This window comes from Sulfuricurvum sp. MLSB (genome assembly GCF_000747095.1).
Lineage (GTDB): Bacteria > Campylobacterota > Campylobacteria > Campylobacterales > Sulfurimonadaceae > Sulfuricurvum.
Genome location: NZ_JQGL01000102.1, coordinates 1 through 21,701, shown reverse-complemented (window position 1 = coordinate 21,701; position 21,701 = coordinate 1). Strand labels below are relative to the sequence as shown.

Sequence of the window (21,701 nt, the reverse complement as noted above, 5' to 3'; positions counted from 1 at the left end):
CGCGTGCCGTAGCTTTTGGTGAGGTGGTTGATCTGGATCATGCGCGAATGGCTATTCTTCGATTTTAGCGGGGAGTTTTCCGGGCATTGCCTCTTTGTTAGAGAGCAAATCTTCGATCTGGCGTTTGACTTTGTCGTAACGGAATTGTTCTTTGAAGCCTTGGATGCGTCCGCCGGCGGCATTGGGGTGACCCCCGCCGTTTGCCCATTCGCCCGCCATCATCGCCACGTCGACTTTATCGTGCCCGCGCAGGCTCATGGTTCCGCGCGTGCTGACGTCGACGATAAAGTCGTATTCGGGGAATGCCGTCAAAAAGCCGTTGCCGATGATCGACGTATTGCCCAGGCCGTAGCTCAGGAACCCGCGCCACCCTTTGTAATAGATCGTCATGGCGGAGCGTTTGGTTCCCAGCAGCGCGACGATGTATTTGGTCGAGAGGTTGTCGAGGGTGTTGTCGACGTCGTCTTTGAAAAACTCTTTTTTCATCTTGTGAAGCGCTTCATCCAGTACGATCGGAGCGTCCGGAAGATTGCGCATGGCGGCCGCCTGTTCCAAGAGAGCGAGTTTGTAGGTACGGTCTTCGTTGGCGAACATGACGCGGCTGAGTTCGCGCGCTTCGGAGATGAGGCGCATGCACACTTTGCCGTATTCAAAATCGTCTTCTTCGTTTTGATGCCACAAATCGACGGCGTTCACGACGCTGACAAATGCTTCGAGCCATCCTCCGCGTTCCAGATCGTAATGCTCGCACGCATAATCGTAGGTGATTTTTGTCGCACAGCGTTCGGTGTCGAGCGTGTACCACGGATATTGTGCAGCCGTCTCTTTTCCGCTTCCGTGGTGGTCGAGGAGGGTGATCGTGATGTCCCAGCCGCTTTCATTCAGACGGTTGACTTCATTATTGAGCCAGCGCGCTTCGTCGGGATAGAGGTTGAGATCCGTGATCAGGATCGTGGCGGCTTGTTTGGCTTTTTTGAGTGTTTCGATAATCTCTTCGAGACGGTCCATCACCTCGGCGCCGTAGTTGGCATTGTAACTGTACATTGTGTGCGGGGTGTGCGCCATGACGAGTTGACAGCTGTAGCCGTCGAGGTCGATGTGGGAGAGGTGGTGAAACGTTTTGTGCATAAGATTCCTATTTATTTTCTAAAGTGACCGAACCGAGGACTTCGAACTTGGCGTTCGAATCGATTTCGGCATGGGAGAGGGTGACGATGTCGAGACTGAAACGCTCGAAAATTTCAGCCAGCGGGCGGCGCAGCTTGGGATCCACGATCACGATGATCGGCGATATTCCCTTTTGAAGGAGTTCGGTGGCTTTGGCGCTGGTAGCCTGAATCAGATTGTTGATCTCTCCGACGTTGAGGAGCAGCTGGCGCACTCCGTCGCGTTCGGTGGTCTTTTCGAGCATTTTCTGCTCGCTCATCGTATCGAACGTCAGGAGACGGATGACGCCGTCGGATCCGGTATAGGATTGCGTGATGATACGGGAGAGTTTGGAACGGACGTGTTCGGTGATGGTCTCGACGTTTTTGGTGTACTCGCAGACATCGGCGATGGTTTCGAGGATCGTGATCATGTCTTTGAGAGGTACCCGTTCATGCAGCAGCGCTTTGAACACGCGCTGGATAAGACCGATGTTGGCGACTTTGAGCAGGTCGTCCACGACCACGGGGTAGTCGTTTTTGATCTTTTCGATAAGCGATTGGGTTTCTTGTCGGCTGAGGAGCTCTTCGGCGTATTTTTTCACCAGTTCGCTCATATGGGTCGAGATGACGGTTGCGGGGTCGACGACGGTGTAGCCGTTGATGATCGCATCTTCTTTCAGCTCCGGAGCAATCCACAGCGCGTCGAGGCCGAATGCCGGTTCTTTGGTCGGCTCCCCTTTGATCTCTCCGACGGCCATGCCGCTGTCCATCGCCAGGAAGCGTTCGGGCTGAATGATGCCATCCCCGATGCTCACCCCTTTGAGGAGAATTTCGTATTGGTCGGGTTTGAGGTGAAGATTGTCGCGGATACGCACCTGCGGCATCAAAAAGCCGAAATCCGACGCGATTTTACGCCGCATTGAGCGGATACGCTCCAGCAAATCGCCCCCTTGCGCACTGTCGGCCAGACGTATGAGCTGATAGCCCAGCGTGAGTTCGAGCATCTCGATTTTGAGGATGTCTTCGAGCGCGGCTTCTTCTTCTTTTGCAATCTCTTCGTTCGTCTTTCTGCGCGGTGCGGAAGGGATGCCTTCTTCTGCGGCGGCGCCTCCCGTTGTGGGTTTTTTGCCCGGGGCGGGGGTCAGGACGAGTTCCCCTTTTTCAAATTTGTGCAGCGCGTATCCGAGTGCGGTAAAAACGAGCCCGACGAATCCCATCGAAAGGGTCGGAAGACCGGGAACGGCGGCAAACATGAGCATGATGAAGCCGACGATCATCATGATGCGGGCGTTCCCCATCATCTGTTTGATACTGCCCTCGGCGAAGTTGCCTCCTTCGTCGTTTGAGGCGCGCGTGATCATGATACCGGTCGCGGTCGAGATGATGAGGGCTGGGACCTGCGCCACCAAACCGTCCCCGATCGTGAGGATCGTATAGACCTGGGCACTGGATCCCACATCCAGATTAAACTGGAAAATCCCGATCAAAAAACCGCCGATAATATTGATCATCGTGATGATGATCCCCGCAACGGCGTCTCCTTTGATGAATTTGCTCGAACCGTCCATCGCCCCGTAGAAATTTGCATCCTGCAAAATCTCAGCACGGCGGCGTTTGGCCTCGGGTTCGTCTATCAAGCCGCTGTTAAGGTCGGCATCGATCGCCATCTGTTTTCCGGGCATCGCATCGAGGGTGAAGCGGGCTGCCACTTCGGCGACGCGGCCCGAACCTTTGGTGATGACCATGAAGTTGATCAATACCAGAATGACAAAGACGATAATTCCGATGACGTAGTTTCCGCCGACGACGAAGTTCCCGAACGCCGTAATGATGTCACTGACCGCTTCGGGTCCTTCGTGTCCGTGACTGAGGATCATCCTCGTCGTGGCAATGTTGAGTGACAGACGAAAGAGGGTGATGATGAGCAGAATCGTCGGAAAGGTGGTCAGGTCGGTCGGTTTGGGAATGTAGAGCGAAATAAGCAAAATCAGCACGGAAAGAGCGATGACGACCGCCAGCATGAGATCGAGTATCGCACTGGGAAGCGGCACGATGATAATCGCCAGAATCGTCATGACGAAAAAGACGACGCTCAGATCGCGTGAAGCAAAAAGTGCCGAGAGAACGGTTTTGACGTCGGGGGTTTTATTTTTCGCTTTTGCCAAGGATTACTCTTCCAATATCGCTTCGAGGGTGAGGGTACCCAAAAAGCCGTCAACTTTGTTTTGCAACCGGTTCAAAAACGGCCATAATCCGCACGTAGGGGCTTTATTCGAAGGGCAGTCGTCTTGCGAGGGGGAACAGTTGAAAACAGCGGGGCTTTTCCCCTCGGCGGCTTCCATTACGTCGAGAACGGTGATTTGGCTGGAATGCTTGGCCAGTTCAAAACCTCCGTTGACCCCTTTGTACGAGTTTAATATTCCTTTGCGTGCCAACGCCTGAAGAATCTTAGCCAGAAAACTTTTGGAAATATCGAGTTCTTTTGAGAGCGTATCGGCATCGAGGGGATGCTGAGCTTTGGCCAGTACGATAAGCGAAAGTAGGGCGTACTCACTGGCGCGGGTCATAAGCATCGGTATCCTCCTCTGTATTTAACGGGTATTATAGCCAAAAATCATTAGAGGATGTTTTTACCGCAAAAAGGGGAATTTTCGGGTATAATTCCGACCCTGCTTGAACGAATTGTCTTTCAAGTAAAATTTTATACCCATCAGGAGGCTGTTATGGCTTTGGATACGGCGAAAAAAACGCAGATTATCACTCAATTCCAGAAAAAAGAAGGGGATACAGGTTCAAGTGAAGTGCAAATCGCTCTTCTCTCTACTCGTATCGCTGCGCTCACTGAGCACCTAAAAACATTCAAAAAAGACCACTCTTCACGTCTTGGTCTTTTGAAACTTGTTGGTCAACGCCGCCGTTTGATGCGTTATTTGAAACGCACCAACAAAGAGAGCTACAACAAAGTTATCGCTGCACTCAGCATCCGCGACAATATCTAAGTTTTTCTCAAGACTCTCCCCGTTAGGGGAGAACCTTCTTCCTTTTCTTTAAACAATTCGCTTTTAACTATTCACAAACTACACGTCGTGATGATAGTGTTCCAACATCCGTTTGTATTCTTCGTATACCTGACGCGGTGAGAGCGAACCTCTGTACATTTTGAGAATCTGGCGTATAAAATCGATGGGATATTCGACCGATAGGCCGGTATTGCGTGCATAAATGCGGGCAAGCGTTTCGTACATCCCCTCGTAAATCTCCGGCTCTTCGGTTTTGAGGCGCTGGAGGTTCTCTTCGGCCTGAATCAGTTTGGCGTCGTTGAACTCGCCCCGTTCATGGATCGTTTTGCGTACGTCGACGTATTCTATGAGGCTTTTGCGGTTGAGGACGTAATCGGTGAAGATTTCGATGAGAGACATATATTGCTCCTTGAAACAAAGTATCGTTGTAACCATTGTACTTTTCAAGCGTAGCAACAGTATAGCGAAGATGCCGCTATACGTATTTTATAGATAAGAGACGATTATTCGATTCCGAAAATCTTTTTCGCCCGCTCCAAATCTTCCACCGTGTCGATCCCGAATCCTGCACTTGCCACTTTGACCATCGAGATTTTTTTGCCGTGGTAGAGGGCGCGGAGCTGTTCGAGTTTTTCGATATCTTCGAGCGGTGCTTCGCCGAGGGCGCAGAAATCGTGCAAACTCTTTTTCGTAAAGCCGTAGATACCGATGTGGCCGAAATAGTTGGCTTCCCCACTGCGGTTGAAGGGGATTGGGCTGCGGGAAAAATAGATCGCGTTATGATCCACGTCGGTGATGACTTTTACCAAATTAGGATCTTGTGCCGATTCGGTGTTGATCGCGTTGTAACAGCTAGCCATGATAAACGGTGCGTTCCCAGCTTTAAGGGCATTGAGGCGTTCGATCAGGAGTTCAAGCACTTCGGTTTCGATGAACGGCTCATCGGCTTGGACGTTGATGATGAGTTCATCATCGGGTACATCGATGATCTGGGCGCACTCGTTGATCCGGTCAGTGCCGCTTTTGTGCGTCGTGGAGGTGAGGCGCGCTTCGATGCCGTGCGCCGCGCAGACGTCGAGGATTTTCTCGTCATCGCAGGCGACGACGACGCGGTCGATCGACGCCACTCTTTGGGCGGTGCGGATCACCATCGGCAGGCCGCCGATGTCGGCGAGCACTTTTTCGGGAAAACGGGTGGAAGCGAGACGGGCAGGGATGATAATCATAGTTAAACCTATTGAGAGATATTGAATTTAATGAATTATACCCATAAGATATTTTGGATAGACATTAGAATGTAGTTAATATTAGGAAAAAGTCATGAAAAGTTCTCTCCTAAAAAGGAGAGAATTGTTATTAGGATTTATATGTCAATCGTGTGAGTCCATTGTGGAAGTCCAATGTTGGATAAATATTCAACCAAATCTTTGGTTCCATAAAACTCTAAACGACCGTTTGTTTCGTATGCCAATGCAGATTTATCAACTTTTAGTCCATTCATACGAGCTTTAGAAGTTAACTCGATTAATAATTGCTTATTGTTATTTGTAGTTGATTTGGCATCAAAAACAATAAAGTCAATCCATCCGCCGGTTGTGGAACGTTCTCTTAGATGAGCTAGGTTAATTTTCATTTATCAACCTTTTGTTTTTATTGGATCATTTCCATAAGAGTTTTTTGCTCTTATTTGACCTTCCTTGTTATGTATATAAAGTTCAGAGTGCGATTTTTTTGCCATTTCTTTAGCTAGTCCGATGCACTCTTTCTGTGTTTCACAAACGGCGCTTGCATTTTGATTGCCTGCACGTTTTACTTGCCATGAATCACCCTTTGGGGTTACGTGAATTGAATTTTGCATGTGTATCCTTTTGATAATATATGCTAAAAGAGCAATTTAGTAACATCCATGTGATAAGTTAAAAATAGAAAACACATCATCATCAAGAATATAGTATTTTTTTGCTATCATAACTGTCACATTTAACACTGTCTGTTAATTGCTCTTCAAGAGTAATTTCTACGCCAATAGAAATTACTCCACCTCATTTACTGCAATCATAGATTATAATCGCAATAACTCCTCTGCTACATTTATCTGAGTAACATTGCCAAAATTATACCATATTTTTAGAAAAATACTAATAATAAATACTATTTTTGTTGAATTTATGCAAAAAGTAATATTATTATGATATTATTCCTGATAATTAAAGAGGTGGAAGAAATGTTAGTAGAATTTAAAGTTAATAATTTTCGCTCTATCAAAGATACTGCAACATTTAGTATGCTGACTTCCTCAAAAGATGAAGGCAATTGTTTTGAAAAAAGAGACTATAGTTTATTAAGAAGTTCTATCGTATATGGTGCAAATGCAAGTGGGAAAAGTAATCTTTTAAAAGCTATGGCTTTTATGAATCAGTTGGTATTGAATCGCCATAAGATTATGCAATCGACGGATCGATTACCACATGATCCTTATCGGTTATCTACTGAAACGGAAAATGAATCAAGTACCTTCGAAATTGTTTTTTTTGTAGGAGAAACCAAATATCGATATGGATTTGAAATTGATAGTAAAGTTGTTTATAGTGAGTGGCTTTTTGCTGATGAAAAAGGAAAAGAGGCGAAACTCTTTTTGAGAGATACGGAAGAACCCAATTATGTAAATCCTAACAAATTTAAAGAAGGATATGATTTTTTCAATAAAAAAGAAGAAAAAATTAAAATTGCAAATAATCAACTTTTTATCTGGAAATGTGATCAAGCTGACGGTGAAATTGCTAAAAGTATCTTACATTGGTTTAGTCGATTTAATCTTATTGATGGTATGGAACATGAGGGATATATCGATTATACGATGAAACAAATGAAAAATGACATCTTCAGAAATGAAATGGTAGCATTGATCAAAACGGCGGATATTGGCATTGAAGATATTTCTTTAGAGGAAGAAAACCTTCCTGATAATTTAATTGACAAGTTACCATTTCCAGATGACATGAAACAAGAAATGCTAAAAAAAGGTGCTTTTAAAGTTAAATCTTTAAATACGTTTCATAAAAAATATGATGAAAATAATAATGAAGTGGGTCATGCTGTTTTTGAGTTAGAGAATGAAGAATCGAAAGGTACCCGCAAATTTTTTAAAATGTCAGCTCCCATTTTAAATACGTTAAAGACGGGCAAAATTTTAATGATCGATGAGCTTGATGCCAGTTTACATCCTATTTTGACTCAACATTTGATTAAACTTTTTCATGATGAAGATATTAATAAAAATAATGCACAACTCATTTTTGCGACACATGATACCAATCTTTTAAAACCTGAACTTTTTAGAAGAGATCAAATTTGGCTGACCGAAAAAGATCAATATGGAGTAACAACTATCTCTTCTTTGGCACAATTTAAAAATGTGAGAAAACAAGAAGATTTTGAAAAGCAATATATTCAAGGCAAATATGGGGCGATTCCTTATTTGAGTCCTTTTGAGTTTTAGGGAAGACTATGGGAAGAAGAAGTGGAGGAGATAAGCTTTTTCAAAGAAATAAGGAAAAAGCTAAAACAGACTTTAAAAGAGCTATCAATGACAGGAACACAGTCAATGATGTAATTATTGCTTGTGAAGATAGCGTCTCATCTCCTACCTACTTTCAGATGATAATAGATCAACTGATTAAAGCCAAAAAAATAACTCAAGACTCTATTGTCATTGTGCCTCATGATGGGTCTACTCATCCTACGGGAGTTCTGAAAAACATCAAAAGGTATACAAATCAATATGGAAAGACCTATAAAGATTTTGACCATAAATGGATAGTTATCGATAGAGATATTGAACTGGTTAATGCAGGTGGTCATACCGCAGAGGATTTTAATAATGCTATTCACAATGCGAAAAATAGAATAAAAGCCTTACATGTCGATGTCGCGTATGCCAATGATTCTTTTGAACTTTGGTATCTTTTGCATTTTGAGTATAGAACTACAGCAATAATCAGAAATGAAATTGTGGAACAATTGATAAAAAAACTAAAAGAGATTGATCCATATAAATTTTCCAATTTAGATAAAGATAATATTAAGCAAGCAAATTATGCAAAATTGATATTTGAAACTCTTCATAATAGACAATCTATTGCGATAGATAATGCTAATAAATTGCTAAATAGTTATGGTGAAAATCATAATCCAGAAAATGACAATCCCTCTACAACAATACATCGGTTAGTTATACTGTTGAATACAATGATTAATTAAAAACTATGTTAAAAAAATGTAAAAAAGTTAACATAGCTTTAGGCCTATGTTAAAAAAACGGCAAAATTTACACATTTCAAAAAAAGGGTTCTAAATGCTCCTTTACCAGCCCGATGAGGGGTATTGCTACAACAGCGACTCGATCTTTCTATACGGTTTTATCTCCCGTTTCGTTCCGAAGGGAAAAATGCTCGACGTCGGTGCGGGATGCGGGATTGTGGGGCTGCTGGTGGCGCGCGATTTCCCGGCGGTTACCCTCGAAGCCGTAGAAAAACAGAGCGTATACGCGCAGTTCGCCCGCCGAAATGCGCAGGTTAACGGTATCGGCTACACGCTTCACGAGGGGGATTTCCTCGAACACGCGCCTCACGGAACGTACGACTGGATCGTCTCGAACCCGCCGTTTTACCATGAGGGGGTTGCCCGTTCCGAGCATCCGATGCTCCATCAGGCCCGCTACAACGTCCATCTTCCCATCGGAGCGTTTATCGCGAAAATCTCGAAACTGCTCAAATCGGACGGCGAAGCGGCGATCTGTTACGACGCGCGTCAGTTTGTGCAGCTTTGCAGTGCGTGCGAGAGTTCAGGATTAAGAGTCGTTGATGTACAATTCGTCCATTCCAAAGAGGATCGTCCCAGCACGCTGGTGATGCTCCATCTGAAAAAAAACAGCAAGTCGCTTCTGAACGTATTGCCTCCGTTGATTACGTTTGAAGAAGAGCGTTATACTCCTGCGGTGCAGGCGATTTACGATAAAGCAAAGGCGCACAGTATCAAATGTCCGATTATATGACTCGAGAAGGTTTTTCTTATGCGTTTGACCCTTCCGCCTGTGCTTCGTGCGGAGGGAATTGCTGTACGGGCGAGAGCGGCAATATTTTCGTCTCCGTGACCGAGATCGCCGCCATCGCCAAATTGCTGGAGATGGACGAAGGGGAATTCCGGCGTACCTATCTGCGCAAGGAAGCGTATCGCTATTCGCTCAAAGAGGTCAAGGTAAACGGCTCGTATGATTGCGTGTTTTTTAACCGTTCACTAAACGGATGTAGCATATACCAAGCCAGACCGCTGCAATGCCGGACGTTCCCTTTCTGGGATTATTTCCGTCACCGCATCGATGAGCTGAAAGCCGAATGTCCGGGGATTATCCATGACTAAACACCTGCTTGCACTTCTCCTATGCGTTTCGCTCAGTGAAGCGGCAGCTAAAGCCTCGATCAAAGAGACGGCATTCGAAGATACGTTTGCCCTGTATGCGCTCGACGCGCAAATGAGGCACAAATATTATCGCGCTTCGGGCTTTTTCGGCGAGCTCTACAAGCAGACTTCCAAAAAAGAGTACCTTTATCAGTCGCTCAAAATGCTTGAACAAGCCAACGATACTAAAGCGCTCACCAAAATGACGGCAGAAGCCCTTGCCAAATCGCCGGAGGATAAGGTACTCAAGCGTTTTGAAGTGATCGCGATGCTGAAATCGGGAGATTTTGCCCAGGCTTCACAAAAAGCATTTCTTTTGATCCAAAAAGAGCCGGAGGCTCCCGATCATCTGTTGTATGCCGAAGCGCGTTTGAAGCTCGCCGATTACGAAGGGGCGGTATCGTCTCTTAAAAAAGCGTATGCGCTGGGGTTTGACGAAACGACGGCGGAACGCATCGCGCTGATCGAATATGCCCATCTCGGCCGGAAAAACGAAGCGATCAAATTCCTCAAAGAGCACATCGGCACGCACGGCAACAGCGTGACGATCGGCAAACGGCTGGGAAGTTTTTACGCAGACCAAGGCGCGTTGATCGATGCGGCATCGATTTATGAGCAGACATACGAAACGTTTGCCGATCCGAGCTGCGCCGAAGAAGCGCTCAAAATCCACCTGTATCAGAAAGATTATTCCAAAATGATCGTACTGCTTGAAAAATCGCATCTGAACGATCCGATGCTGTTGGATCTGTACGTACAGGCGAAACAGTTTGAGAAAGCGTCGGTCTTGGCGCTGGATATGTATGAAGCCGAAGATAACCCTCTCTATCTGGCTCAAAGCGCCGTGTACCGATATGAAGGCGCCGCCAACCGAAACGATCCTGCCTTGATTGCGGATGTGGTCGAAAAACTCAAAAAAGCGCTTGTCGATATCGAAGAGCCTCTGTATCTGAACTATCTTGGGTATCTGATGATCGATCACGACGTCAATGTCAGCGAGGGGATGGGATACGTCCGCCGGGCGCTGCAAAAACAGCCCGAGTCACCATATTACATCGATTCGCTGGCATGGGGGCATTACAAATTGAACGAATGCACCGAAGCGCTGCGCCTGATTCGACAGGTCGAATCGATGGTCGGAACGGACGAACAAGAAGTGAAAGACCATCTCAAAGCAATCGAGAAGTGCAAAACCAAGGAGAAAAACTAATGATTTTAGATGACATCATCAAAAAAACCAAAGAGGACCTCAAAGAACGGGAAGCCAAGTTCAGCATGGAGTGGCTGGGGCGTTCACTGGCTTTCAACGCGCGTGCGCCGCGAGATGTACGTCCTTATCTCACCTCGACTACCGAAGAGCCTTATCGTATCATCTCGGAAGTAAAAAAAGCCAGCCCGTCCAAAGGGGTGATTCGTGAGGATTTCGATCCCGTCGCGATTGCGCAGGCGTATGAGCGGGGCGGGGCGAATGCGATCTCAATTCTGACGGAACCTTATTTTTTTCAGGGGAACCTCGATTATCTCGCCGAAATCCGCCGCTACGTCAGCATTCCCCTGCTGCGTAAAGATTTTATCGTCTCCAAATATCAGCTTCTCGAAGCGCTCGTGTACGGGGCGGATTTCGTTCTCCTTATCGCCGCGGCACTTTCGAAAGACGAACTCAAAGAGTTGCTAAACTATACCCGTCATCTAGGGATGGAAGCGCTCGTCGAGATCCATGACAAAGCCGAACTGACCAAAGCGATCTATGCGGGTGCCGATATCATCGGGATCAACCACCGTAACCTCCAAACGTTCGAGATGAACATGAACCTGAGCTACGATCTGATTCCGCTGATCCCTAACGGCAAGATCATCGTCGCCGAAAGCGGCATTTACGAGCACGGACAGCTCGAAGACCTGAACAAGGCAGGAGTCGATGCGTTCCTTGTCGGCGAATCTCTGATGCGTCAGGATGACGTCGAAACGGCGCTGCGTACACTCAAAAACGGTTAATATAAAAAGAAAAACTTATATATTATTTTTAAGCATCATGCCGTTATAATTGAGAAATTACAATCATCGGCAGGGTGTTTACAGTGGCAAAGAAATACACGACCTATAAACGATTGATCGCGAAAACGGTCATATTCTCACTTTTGGCAAGTTTGGCCGTGGCATTCGTGTACGGTATTTTCATCAAACAGCGGGCGATTGACGAATTGGCGCGTGTCGATGCCCGAAAGACCAGCCGAATGGCGTTCGAAGCACTCTATTCCGCTATGGAAAAAGGGTGGAGCAAGGAAGAGCTTGACTCGATCGTTATCCGCCTGAATGAAGTGGAACCCGACATGCGTATCAACGCGTATCGCAGCCCGATCGTTGCCGAGCTTTTCGGCGACCGCGAGCACGACAAGCAGGCGCGCGATCATGATCCGATGGTCATGAGGGCGATGAAAGGGGAAGAGATCCTCACCGGAGACGAAGAGATTCGCTATCTGTATCCGATTGTCGTCAAACAAGAGTGTCTCAGCTGTCACACCAACGCCAAGATCGGCGACATCAACGGCGTCATCGATGTCCGTTTTCCCGTAGCCAATCTGAAAATATCGCTGACGACGATGATCAATTCGTTTATCATCTTTTTTGTCGTGTTTACGATCCTCATTTTCGCCATTCTCTATTTTCGCCTGAATTCGCTCCTCGTACAGCCGCTCAAACAGTTCATCGGCATGATTCAGGATATTATCCAGCAAAACGACATGGGCAAGCGGGTCAGCCTGAAGACAAAAATCCTCGAAGTCAAAAACATCGAAAGCTACGTCAACAAGATGCTCGATTCGATTCAGGATTATTACGAAAGGCTTCAGCACCTCTCCGACCGCGATTATTTGACGGGATTGTACAACCGTCGCAAATTTGAAGAATTCCTCTCCTATGAGATCAAACGCTCGACGCGTCATCAGCATAAATTCTCGGTTCTGATGATCGATTTGGACAATTTTAAATACGTTAACGACACCTACGGTCACGCGACGGGGGACATCGTTCTTAAAGAAGTGACGGAGATTTTTGCCTCCAACTTGCGTAATGCCGACATTCTAGCCCGTATCGGCGGAGACGAGTTTGCCGTGATTTTGCCCGAAACGCCATATTCGGAAGGGTATAGCGTTGTCGAAAAGCTTCGCTCCAGTCTGGAAAATTCTCCGATTTCGCTGATGTACGATCAGATCAAGCTGACGGCGAGTTTCGGTATCGCCGAGTATCCCGATCAAGGCGAAAACATCGAATCGCTTTTGACAGGCTCGGATCTGGCGATGTACAAAGCCAAGCGTTCCGGGAAAAACACCATTGCACGCGCCGATCAGACCGATCAGGAGATGGCGGCCGAAATTCAGAAAAAAGGGGAATTCCTGCGCCGCGCGATCGACGAAGGACGGGTCGAACCTTTTGTCCAGCCGATCTACAACGTCAAAAGCGGCAAACTGTTCGGATACGAAGTTCTGGCGCGGATCCGCGACGGTGAGCGGGTAATGGCCGCCGGGCAGTTTATCGAAGTGGCCGAAAGCCTCGGTATGGCGTGCAAAATAGACCATGTCGTCCTGACCAAAGGGCTTGCGGCCCGTGAAGAGAAAAAACTGTGGGACATCGAGTTTTTCTTCAACCTCTCAACCAACAGCCTCTTCAACGGCAATTACGTCGATTTGATTCAGGGACACTACGCGCATCATCCGAAAGGGCTGAAAGAAGGGATCACGATCGAAATTCTGGAGCGTGAAGCGATTCATAACGTGAAAGGACTGATGGAGATTATCGAAAGTATGAAAAGCGAGGGGATTAATTTTGCACTGGACGATTTCGGTTCAGGTTTCTCTTCGTTCGTCTATTTGAAATATTTCGATGCGGAGTACGTCAAAATCGACGGTGAGTTTGTCAAAAACATCACGGTCAACGAGAAAGACCGTATTTTCGTCAAACATATCAACCAGATCGCGCAGGAGTTCGGCAAAAAGACGATTGCCGAATACGTGGAAGATGCCGAAACACTTGAAGTTCTCAAAGAGATCGGTGTCGACTACGCTCAAGGGTACCATTACGGCTACCCTCAGCCTTTATAATTAAAGATGCCGCTCCCAAAGAAGCGGCACACGCTTCAGCCTAAAATTTTTTTAGCGCACTCATTGATCCGCTTGCCATCAGCCTGAGCGCCGAGGGTCTTGGAAGCCGCCCCCATGACTTTACCGATCTCTTTCATTGATGCGGCGCCCACTTCGGCGATGATCGCGCGAAGCGCACTCTCCAGCTCGTCGTCGGAAAGCTGCTTGGGAAGATAGGTTTCGAAAATAGCCGCTTCGGAAGCCTCTTTTTCATACAGGTCTTCGCGACCCGCATCGCGGTACTGGATCATTGCCTCATTGCGCTGTTTTACTTGTTTCTGGATGATTTTGATGACGTCGTCGTCGCTGAGCTCTTTGCGCTCGTCGACTTCGATTTGTTTGAACGCGCTGCTGAGAAGGCGCAAGGCGTCACGTTTGGCGTTGTCTTTTTCTTTCATCGCGGTTTTGATATCGTTATTGATTTGCTCTTTGAGGCTCATTCTATTCCTTGGAACTCTTTTTGCTTAATTATAGCCAAATTAGACCGGGATACCTGAATGCGCGCACCTCTTTATTTTTCGATCCTATCGGCTTCGCTGTTGCTCAGTGGCTGTACCGCACGCCTGACTGACCCGGAAATGGACTTTGAACCGCCAAAATACGTCGAGGAGATGCCCTCTCGCGAAGAAGAGAGCAGTTTTGCATCTCGAGGAAGTTTATTCGGGCAGGGGGACAGTCCGCTGTTTTCCGATCACAAGGCAATGCACGTGAACGATATCGTAACCGTTGTCATCTCCGAAACGGTCCAAAGTTCGAATACGGCCAGCAAAGCGCTTAACGAAGCCGATACCCTCGGTTTAAACGGCGGGGTGTTCAGCTCTCTTGGACAGAATTCGGCGGTCAATTCGGCCGTCAACAAGCTTAACGGAGTCGCCAATATCGGCTTCAGCGCCGGATCGAGTTCGGACTATGCTGGATCGGGATCGTCAACCAAAGACGCGTCGTTCACCACGACCGTTTCGGCACGCATCGTGAAGGTGATGGCCAACGGCAACTACTTCATCACGGGACGCCGCGAGATCATGGTGGACAGCGAAAAGCAGATTATGCAGCTCAGCGGCGTCATCCGTCCGTATGACATCGATCAGAACAATGAGATCAATTCGGCCAAGATTTCCGATGCGAAAATCATGTATGTCAATCAGGGCGATATCGACCGTTCCGTCAACCAAGGGTGGGGAAGTAAAATCATTCACGCCGTATGGCCGTTTTAAAGACTGCCTCTTAGCGGATGACTTTGAGCGGGTCAATGTGCGCGTTGCGCTGGGTGACCTGAAACATCAGCTCTTTGGCGACCCGTCCGATGACGGACCCTTGTTTCAGCCGTTTGCCGACCTCGATGGTGGGGGCGATTTTGTCCAAATGGGCATAAATCGTGTGCAGGCCGTTATCGTGCTCGATGATGACGACGTTGTCGAGCATGGCGGTAGGTTTGGCCAAAATTACTTTCCCGTTCAGGATGGTTTTGACTTTTGCATCGCTTTCGGTCGGGCGGAGCGAGACCGATTCGTTGAAAATTTTGATGCCGTAAATCGGATCGGTATAAGGGCCGAAGCGTTTGGTCACGACGTAGCCGTCAAGCGGCGCGATGGTACGCTCTCCCGAGTAGGCGCCGACATTTGAGGGGCGGTATTCGGCAACTGCGCGTTTGACATCCGCCGGCACTGGTCTGGAACCCGGTTTTTGCGGGGTCGGTTTGGGTTTGGGTCTCAGAGATTCGCGTTTGATGATGTTGAGGCTTGCGAGGGTGTTTTGGAGCGAACGCTGCTGCTTGAGGATACGGTTAAGCGATTTGACGTAATCTTGTTTCTCTTTTTCGAGGAGGGCGATCGCTTTTTCGTTCTCTTTTTTCGTCTCAAGGACTCTATTTTTCTGCTGATCGATGATCGCGATCGATTGTTTCAAAACCGTTGTCTGGGAAGAGAGGCCGTTGATCCGTTCGGCATTTTGGGTGAAGAGGGCATTGAGCTCTTTGATCTCAGTGTTGATCTGCTTGAGGTGAAGCTTGAGCGCCTCTTCGGTGATGATGGCATCGGCTTCTTTCGCCCGGTCATCGTTGATCAGCAAGGAGATCGAGGTGTTGCGCGCCAATGCGAACACAAGGCGCTGTTCGATCTCGTTTTGGGTTTTAATGAGCATATTCTGCTGTGCTTCGAGGCTGCGCAGGGTCATTTTGTTGGACTGATAGACGGTCTCTTTGGACTTCAGCTCCTGCACAAGGGTATTGAGGTGCTGCTGCTGCACGCCGACGACCTGCTTTTGTTTCATGATTTTCTGAGCGGTCTCGTTGAGTTTGGCATTGAGGGTCGAATAGGTTTGTTTCGTCTGGGTCAGTTTTTTTGCCGCGGTATTGATTTTATCGTCGATGGCGGCAGCATCCAGAGATACCGACAGGATCGTGGCGAGAAGAAGGGAATGAACCGGTCTCATTTATTCCTCTTCATCGTGCCCGATGACGATCGTAAGGGTCAGAACAATCGATACGCCCAACGCGATTGCCAACGATCTGATGGCGTCGTTGACGAAGTCAAAGAGCTGAATACTGATTCCCACGGTGCGAAGCAGCTGGTCCATCCAACCGTACTGGTCGATGACGAAAAATGCCAGACACATGACGATGGTTGCAATGATCGCATCGACGATGGCCAGACGGAACAATACGGCCGAACGGAGCCATACGGGCGCTCCGAACAATGCCATAATGCTCATCCGCTCGGCGTGCTGAAACTGCCATAGCCGCATCTCTTTGAGAATCAAAAGCGATGTTACGGCCGCGATGGCAATCGAGAAAATCTGTACGACGTCTTTAAACAGCAGCATCAGCTTGTAGACGGTGTCGTGCGTCTGCGCGTATCCTTCGACCCGCTCGATGGCAGAGTGTTTCTGGAGGCGTTTTTGCAGCATTTCGATTTCGTACGGCGTCGGGAAACGGCTCAAATAGAGGCGGTAAAACTTCGGAAGGGTCACTTTGAGCAGTTCGAGGTTCTTTTTGCTCATCTCTCCCTTAAGACGCTCCAGTACCTGATCGGTTGCGATCGGCTCGCTTCGTTCGACCAGCTTGTCGAGGGCTTTGAACTCCGCCTGACTCAGGTTTTTGTTCGAAACGACAATGATTGAGTAGTCTTGTTTAAGACGGTCTTCATAGGCGGCAATCGTACGGTCGACCGCGACATAGATCTGTACCGAAAACAAAACGGTGAAAAGAGCGACAATGAGGGAAATATGATTTTTAAGCGATTTCATGGACGGTCCCCATCTCGATATGGAAATGTTTGTACGGCACGTTGATGGACGAGGGGATATGGTGCGTCACGACGACGATGGTCGTTTTAAGCTGGGTATTGGCCCCTTCGAGCAGATTCCAGATCACTTCGGAAGAGTACTCGTCCAGATTTCCCGTCGGCTCGTCCGCCAGAATCAGGATCGGATTATGCGCGAGCGCCCGCGCCATTGCGACGCGCTGCTGTTCCCCTCCCGAAAGTTCGGGCGGGTATTTGCCGGCTTGATGAATCAGTTTGACATGACCGAGGAGTTTTTGGACCTGCGTGCCGCTGACATCTTTAGTGTAGCCCGAAATAATGAGGGGGAGCATCACGTTTTTCTCGATCGTCCACTCTTTGATCAATTTGTAATCTTGGAAAACGATTCCGATGTGACGGCGCAGAAAGTTGAGTCTGGACGTGCTGATGCGGTTCATCTTGACCCCGCCGACGACAAGTTGCCCGGCTCTGGGCTCGATGGCGCCGTAGAGCGATTTGAGGAGCGTCGATTTTCCGCTTCCGCTCGCGCCGGTGATAAAGACGAAACTCCCCGCATCGATGGAGAAGGTCGCTTTGGAAATGATGGTTTCAAAGTCCTTGTAGGAAAGGGAAAGGTTTTCGGCAATGATCACTTTATCCATGGAGCAACTCGTTTAATAGGTTATGGGCGAACAAGTTCGCGCGGGAACGCACAGGAAGGGACGGGAAATAGCGCGTACGCCCTTTTTCGACGATGACGTAGCAGCTTTCGGGTCGATCGAAGCTTCCCATAGCCAGACGGAGCATTGCTCTGTCTTCGCCGATTTGAAACGTACGCTCAACGTGCAGGAATCCCCACTCGCGTTTGATGGTTTCCGTGCCGATACGATGCATGGCATCCAGAGGGATTTGGGTCGACCCGAACGAAAAATCGCCGGAAAGTTCGGCTTCGGGGCTTTCGCTCTGGCAGGTGAAGATGACGTCATAGATGTTTTTTTCGAGGCGTTTCCAGCGGTCTTCGTATTTGCTGCTGATCGCGATATCGCGGTTTTTATAGACTTCGAAACGGCTTTGCGGCGGTGCGCTGAACGTCTCTAGGGCGAAGCGGTAGTACTCTTCGCTGTCGGTTCGCAGTTCGAGCGTTCCCCCTGTTTTGAGTACACGGATCGATTCGTTCAAAAAGGCTTCGGAAATGACGCGGCGGTGCGGTTTTTTATCCCACGGAACCGGGAAATGAACGTAGATCTTGCCGACGACGTTTGAGGGGACGAACTCCAAAAACAGGCGCGCGTCGTAATCGAGTACCATGACGTTGTTCAGATTGCGGATCACGATTTGTTTAAGCGCCTGCTCGATGGAAGGTTTGTGAATTTCCAGCCCGATAAACAAGACATCGGGATTGGCCTCGGCCTGATGGAGCAGGTGACGCGCCGAACCGAATCCGACTTCGATCCGTACTTCCCGCTCGCGCGGGAAGTCTTCGGCAAAAAAGGAGATGGTTTTAAGCGCATCGTGGGTTTTAAGGTGGGTGTTTTCGGGAGCGTTGTCGACGTTGGAATCCAGAATGTTCAATCCCGCGCACTCCGCATACGCCAAAAGTGCGTGTTTGACGATGAAGTTCGGGGAAGGACGGGTGATCTTGTCGCACTTGAGGAGTTCTTTGGCTTCGTTTTTTTTGTGAACGAGGAAAAATTCTCTCCCTTTATAGCGCGTTGCGATGAGCGATTCGTCACGGCGTCCGGTGTTATGGGCGATAAAATCAAATTCCACGTCGCCGCAGCGAGCGGGGAAAGAAGGCGTTTTAAACGATTCGAGATGCAGGTGCGGCATAGGCTCTATTTAACCTCGTGAATAAGTTCGATCGCCTCGGTCGGAAGCGAGCGGATACCGTTTGTATCGACCCCGATAATCTCGTAGAGATAGTGGGTATTGGGTTTGATGTCCGCATCACGGAACGTGGTTCCCGTAATGTTGTTGATGTCGACGCTCTCGCGGCTGATCCAGCTGGTTTTGGTCGTTTTGACAACGGTGTAGTTGACGATACGCGTGTCACCGCTTTTCCATTGCAGTTCGACCGCTCCTCCGACGACTTTACCCTCATAGGCGATCGGAGTCTGAGGTTTGGAGAGGGTTGAACCCTGAACCGCTACAGAAGAAAGAGGGCTTTCAAGTCCGTCTTTATCGACGGCGGTGATTTTGTAAAAATAGAATTTCCCGTCTTCGTTGATCGTATCGGTAAAGTTGGTCGTTTCCAGTTTGACGTGATAGCTGAACGATCCGCTCGGAGATGTCGAGCGATAGATATTGTAATGGGCGAGGTCACTGATAGGAGTTGCTTCCCATGAGAGGGTAATCGCGCGGGGGAGATTCGTTGTCGCGGTGATCGCTTTGATCTCCGGCGGAAGCGGTTTGGTGACTACTTTGGCCGTTTCGCTCGGATCGGTGACGAGGTTGTCGAAAGTGACGGCTTTGACGCGGTAATGGTACACTTGTCCGTCTTTGAGGTCACGGTCGATGTATTCGGCATTCAAGCGCCCCGTAATCGTGGCGATTTTATTCCATTTTTGATCGTTTGCTTCCTGACGCTCGATGACGTAGCTGTTGATCTTGCCGTTAGGGTGCGGACGCCACAACAGCTTTGCGCTGCGGGGCATGTTGCCGACGGACTGGAAAAAGCTGATCGGCGCGATCATGGGGAGCGTTTCGATGACCATCGTTTCGCTTCCGACCGATTCGCTTCCGCTGGCGGTGAAGGTGGAAAAGCGGTACTGATAATGACCGTTCGGTTTTAGATCGCTGTCGACGAAGTGGGTAGCGTAGCGGCTGTCAACGGTTGCAATCCGATGCAGTTGAGGATCTTCGCCGCCCGGAGTATCACGATAAACGTAATACCCTGTAACACGCAAGTCTTCGACCGGTTTCCACTCGAATGCGGCGGAGGTAATATCAGCAATGTACCCGTTCATGGACGGGACGGGGAGTGTCGAATCAATAGTAACCGTTTTTTGGGGTGCGGGCTGAGGGGCGCAGCCGCTAAATAGACTCAGTGCTAAAGCAATGCTCAATGTGGTTCGGATCGATGAGTGCATGCAGTTCCTTTTCGTCAAAATGTTTGTGTAGATATTCATCCATAATCGGACTGATCGGGGCCGTGAACGTGACCCTTTTTCCGCTGCTTGGATGGGTGAAATAAAGGTTGTAGGCATGAAGCAAGATGCGTTCCATCTTGCCGCTTTTCGGGTGGCTTCCGTAGAGATGATCGCCGATGATATGGCGGCTGATCGACTCCAGATGTACCCGTATCTGATGGGTCCGTCCGGTATAGAGTTTACACGCGATCAGTTCTTCGGTTTCATCATGGCTCGGAAGCAGTTTGCGAAACTCGGTTTTGGCGTTTTTGCCGTTTTCGGTGATGGCCATTTTAAGGCGGTTGTGGCTGCTGCGTCCGATCGGACGGTCGATAATCGTCACTTCATCTTTCATCGCAGGGGTAATGACCGCCAGATAGAATCGCCCCATGCTTTTATCCTGCAACTGCGCGGACAAGGCTTCGTGGGCACGGTTGTTTTTGGCGACGACCATGACGCCGCTTGTGCCGCGGTCGAGACGGTGCACGATGCCGTGGCGTTCTTCGCCGCTGAGGGTCGAGAGGGAGACTCCCTTGTGCTTGAGCCAGTCGACGAGAGTCGGTTCCTTGACGCTCGGAGCGGGATGGACGGTGAGCGAGCTGGGTTTGTTGATGACCAGCACATCGTCGTCTTCGTAGAGGATTTCGACGTCAAAATCGATCGGCTGCGGCGGAGTCGATTTCGCTTCGGGGAACACGACGGCGACGGTTTGCCCCGATTTGAGCTTCTGCCCCGATTTTGCGGTCGGTTTTCCATCGATCGTTACGGCGTTTTGTTCGATGAGCTGGGTAATCTGGTTGCGGGTCTGCTCGAGTTGCTGAGAGAGAAAAACGTCAAGACGTACGGCTTCTTCGTCTACGGTGAAAAGTTTTTCGTGTCTCATTGAAATCCTTGAGGATCGTGAAGATGGGTTCTATAAGTCCGCTATGCTACAATTAGCAAAAAAGAAGGACTGTAGTGCTTAATATTGATCGCCGAATTTTAGCACACTTTGATTTCATTACGATTATTTTGCTTATTCCCCTCATTTTCACTTCAGGTTGGCTCATTTACGAGATCCATCCGATGCTGGGGCAAAAGCAGATGGTCTACGTCTCCGTCGGTATCGGCGTTTTTGTTACTCTCTTTTTGCTTCCGATCCGACGGATGCTGTGGATGATCCCCATCATGTACTGGACGGGGATTTTGCTGCTGTTGGCGGTAGAGTTTGTGGGTCATTCACGGCTGGGGGCAAAACGGTGGATCGAAATACCGTTCGTCCATTTTACCTTGCAGCCCTCGGAACTGATCAAACCGGCATTTGTCCTGATGCTTGCCTATCTGATCAGCCGAAATCCTCCTCCTCGCGGCGGTTACGGCCTCAAAGATTTTGCCAAACTCTCTTTTTACATCCTTCTACCGTTTTTTCTGATCGCCAAGGAACCCGATCTGGGGACGGCGACCGTTCTGGCGCTTTTGGGGTTCGGGGTATTGTTTATCGTCGGCGTCCGATGGAAGATATGGGTAGGGCTTGGGATCGCGTTTATCGTTTCCTTGCCGCTCATTTATACCCAGCTGCACGATTACCAAAAAC

General features: G+C 48.6%; 24 protein-coding genes. 10 read left to right on the top strand and 14 right to left on the bottom strand.

The window, feature by feature from the left end; genetic code table 11:
* Positions 1-51: 51 nt before the first annotated feature.
* Genes JU82_RS07470 through JU82_RS07460 form a run of 3 tightly spaced genes read right to left on the bottom strand, consistent with a single transcriptional unit; the run spans position 52 to position 3,721 of the window.
* A complete protein-coding gene (locus JU82_RS07470) occupies positions 52-1,128 on the bottom strand; it encodes a DHH family phosphoesterase (protein ID WP_037948836.1) in 1,077 nt (358 codons plus the stop codon).
* Positions 1,129-1,135: 7 nt separating this feature from the next.
* Entirely contained in the window at positions 1,136-3,313 is a 2,178-nt protein-coding gene (gene flhA, locus JU82_RS07465) for a flagellar biosynthesis protein FlhA (RefSeq protein ID WP_037948833.1), read from the bottom strand.
* Positions 3,314-3,316: 3 nt separating this feature from the next.
* A complete protein-coding gene (locus tag JU82_RS07460; RefSeq protein WP_037948832.1) occupies positions 3,317-3,721 on the bottom strand; it encodes an Rrf2 family transcriptional regulator in 405 nt (134 codons plus the stop codon).
* Positions 3,722-3,871: 150 nt separating this feature from the next.
* On the opposite strand from JU82_RS07460, the gene rpsO reads away from it, so the two are divergent.
* Positions 3,872-4,147 (top strand): 30S ribosomal protein S15, encoded by a 276-nt coding sequence (gene rpsO, locus JU82_RS07455; protein ID WP_037948848.1) that lies wholly within the window; start codon positions 3,872-3,874, stop codon positions 4,145-4,147.
* Between the two features lie 78 nt (positions 4,148-4,225).
* Here rpsO and JU82_RS07450 read toward each other — a convergent pair whose 3' ends face one another.
* From JU82_RS07450 to JU82_RS07435, 4 genes are all read right to left on the bottom strand, one after another.
* Complete coding sequence (locus tag JU82_RS07450; protein ID WP_037948827.1) at positions 4,226-4,567, bottom strand: hypothetical protein; 342 nt, start codon at positions 4,565-4,567, stop codon at positions 4,226-4,228.
* Between the two features lie 104 nt (positions 4,568-4,671).
* The gene (kdsB, locus tag JU82_RS07445) at positions 4,672-5,394 is read right to left on the bottom strand and encodes a 3-deoxy-manno-octulosonate cytidylyltransferase (RefSeq protein WP_037948824.1); all 723 of its coding nucleotides are present in this window, start codon (positions 5,392-5,394) and stop codon (positions 4,672-4,674) included.
* Between the two features lie 137 nt (positions 5,395-5,531).
* Positions 5,532-5,801 (bottom strand): hypothetical protein, encoded by a 270-nt coding sequence (locus tag JU82_RS07440; RefSeq protein WP_037948821.1) that lies wholly within the window; start codon positions 5,799-5,801, stop codon positions 5,532-5,534.
* A 3-nt stretch (positions 5,802-5,804) separates the two neighbouring features.
* Positions 5,805-6,026, bottom strand: coding sequence for a DUF2188 domain-containing protein (locus JU82_RS07435; RefSeq protein ID WP_037948815.1), 222 nt, complete (start codon positions 6,024-6,026; stop codon positions 5,805-5,807).
* Between the two features lie 366 nt (positions 6,027-6,392).
* Here JU82_RS07435 and JU82_RS07430 point away from each other — a divergent pair, with 366 nt between their 5' ends.
* The 7 genes from JU82_RS07430 (at position 6,393) to JU82_RS07400 (ending at position 13,722) form a co-directional block, all read left to right on the top strand.
* Positions 6,393-7,667, top strand: coding sequence for an ATP/GTP-binding protein (locus JU82_RS07430; protein ID WP_037948845.1), 1,275 nt, complete (start codon positions 6,393-6,395; stop codon positions 7,665-7,667).
* Between the two features lie 8 nt (positions 7,668-7,675).
* Positions 7,676-8,428 carry an RloB family protein gene (locus JU82_RS11955; protein ID WP_294892516.1) on the top strand — a complete coding sequence of 251 codons (753 nt, stop codon included), beginning with the start codon at positions 7,676-7,678 and terminating at the stop codon, positions 8,426-8,428.
* Positions 8,429-8,522: 94 nt separating this feature from the next.
* On the top strand, positions 8,523-9,221 hold the full coding sequence (locus JU82_RS07420; RefSeq protein ID WP_037948814.1) for a methyltransferase: 699 nt from the start codon (positions 8,523-8,525) through the stop codon (positions 9,219-9,221).
* Positions 9,206-9,586, top strand: a complete 381-nt coding sequence (locus JU82_RS07415) for a YkgJ family cysteine cluster protein (RefSeq protein WP_037948813.1) — start codon at positions 9,206-9,208, stop codon at positions 9,584-9,586. Before JU82_RS07420 ends, JU82_RS07415 begins: the two co-directional genes overlap by 16 nt.
* Positions 9,579-10,835: a hypothetical protein gene (locus JU82_RS07410; RefSeq protein ID WP_037948809.1), complete on the top strand. Its 1,257-nt coding sequence runs from the start codon at positions 9,579-9,581 to the stop codon at positions 10,833-10,835. Before JU82_RS07415 ends, JU82_RS07410 begins: the two co-directional genes overlap by 8 nt.
* Positions 10,835-11,620, top strand: coding sequence for an indole-3-glycerol phosphate synthase TrpC (gene trpC / locus JU82_RS07405; protein WP_037948805.1), 786 nt, complete (start codon positions 10,835-10,837; stop codon positions 11,618-11,620). The genes JU82_RS07410 and trpC overlap by 1 nt, the downstream gene beginning before the upstream one ends.
* Positions 11,621-11,703: 83 nt before the next feature.
* Positions 11,704-13,722: a diguanylate cyclase gene (locus JU82_RS07400; RefSeq protein WP_037948802.1), complete on the top strand. Its 2,019-nt coding sequence runs from the start codon at positions 11,704-11,706 to the stop codon at positions 13,720-13,722.
* 35 nt (positions 13,723-13,757) lie between these two features.
* Here the strand turns inward: JU82_RS07400 and JU82_RS07395 are convergent, their stop codons facing one another.
* On the bottom strand, positions 13,758-14,201 hold the full coding sequence (locus JU82_RS07395) for a GatB/YqeY domain-containing protein (protein ID WP_037948796.1): 444 nt from the start codon (positions 14,199-14,201) through the stop codon (positions 13,758-13,760).
* Between the two features lie 57 nt (positions 14,202-14,258).
* Between JU82_RS07395 and flgH the strand changes: the two genes are divergently transcribed.
* Positions 14,259-14,975 carry a flagellar basal body L-ring protein FlgH gene (flgH, locus tag JU82_RS07390; RefSeq protein WP_037948791.1) on the top strand — a complete coding sequence of 239 codons (717 nt, stop codon included), beginning with the start codon at positions 14,259-14,261 and terminating at the stop codon, positions 14,973-14,975.
* Positions 14,976-14,985: 10 nt separating this feature from the next.
* Here flgH and JU82_RS07385 read toward each other — a convergent pair whose 3' ends face one another.
* Genes JU82_RS07385 through JU82_RS07360 form a run of 6 tightly spaced genes read right to left on the bottom strand, consistent with a single transcriptional unit; the run spans position 14,986 to position 21,011 of the window.
* Positions 14,986-16,191 carry a murein hydrolase activator EnvC gene (locus JU82_RS07385; RefSeq protein WP_037948788.1) on the bottom strand — a complete coding sequence of 402 codons (1,206 nt, stop codon included), beginning with the start codon at positions 16,189-16,191 and terminating at the stop codon, positions 14,986-14,988.
* The gene (locus JU82_RS07380) at positions 16,192-17,004 is read right to left on the bottom strand and encodes a hypothetical protein (RefSeq protein ID WP_037948786.1); all 813 of its coding nucleotides are present in this window, start codon (positions 17,002-17,004) and stop codon (positions 16,192-16,194) included. It lies immediately after the preceding gene.
* Positions 16,991-17,662, bottom strand: coding sequence for an ABC transporter ATP-binding protein (locus JU82_RS07375; protein ID WP_037948785.1), 672 nt, complete (start codon positions 17,660-17,662; stop codon positions 16,991-16,993). Before JU82_RS07375 ends, JU82_RS07380 begins: the two co-directional genes overlap by 14 nt.
* Positions 17,655-18,830, bottom strand: coding sequence for a tRNA (guanosine(46)-N7)-methyltransferase TrmB (trmB, locus tag JU82_RS07370; protein ID WP_037948784.1), 1,176 nt, complete (start codon positions 18,828-18,830; stop codon positions 17,655-17,657). The genes JU82_RS07375 and trmB overlap by 8 nt, the downstream gene beginning before the upstream one ends.
* A gap of 5 nt (positions 18,831-18,835) precedes the next feature.
* Positions 18,836-20,089 (bottom strand): fibronectin type III domain-containing protein, encoded by a 1,254-nt coding sequence (locus JU82_RS07365; protein ID WP_294892510.1) that lies wholly within the window; start codon positions 20,087-20,089, stop codon positions 18,836-18,838.
* Positions 20,034-21,011: an RluA family pseudouridine synthase gene (locus JU82_RS07360; protein ID WP_037948783.1), complete on the bottom strand. Its 978-nt coding sequence runs from the start codon at positions 21,009-21,011 to the stop codon at positions 20,034-20,036. Before JU82_RS07360 ends, JU82_RS07365 begins: the two co-directional genes overlap by 56 nt.
* Before the next feature lie 74 nt (positions 21,012-21,085).
* Here JU82_RS07360 and JU82_RS07355 point away from each other — a divergent pair.
* The coding region (locus JU82_RS07355) for an FtsW/RodA/SpoVE family cell cycle protein (RefSeq protein WP_037948780.1) at positions 21,086-21,701 on the top strand (616 nt) is incomplete at its 3' end.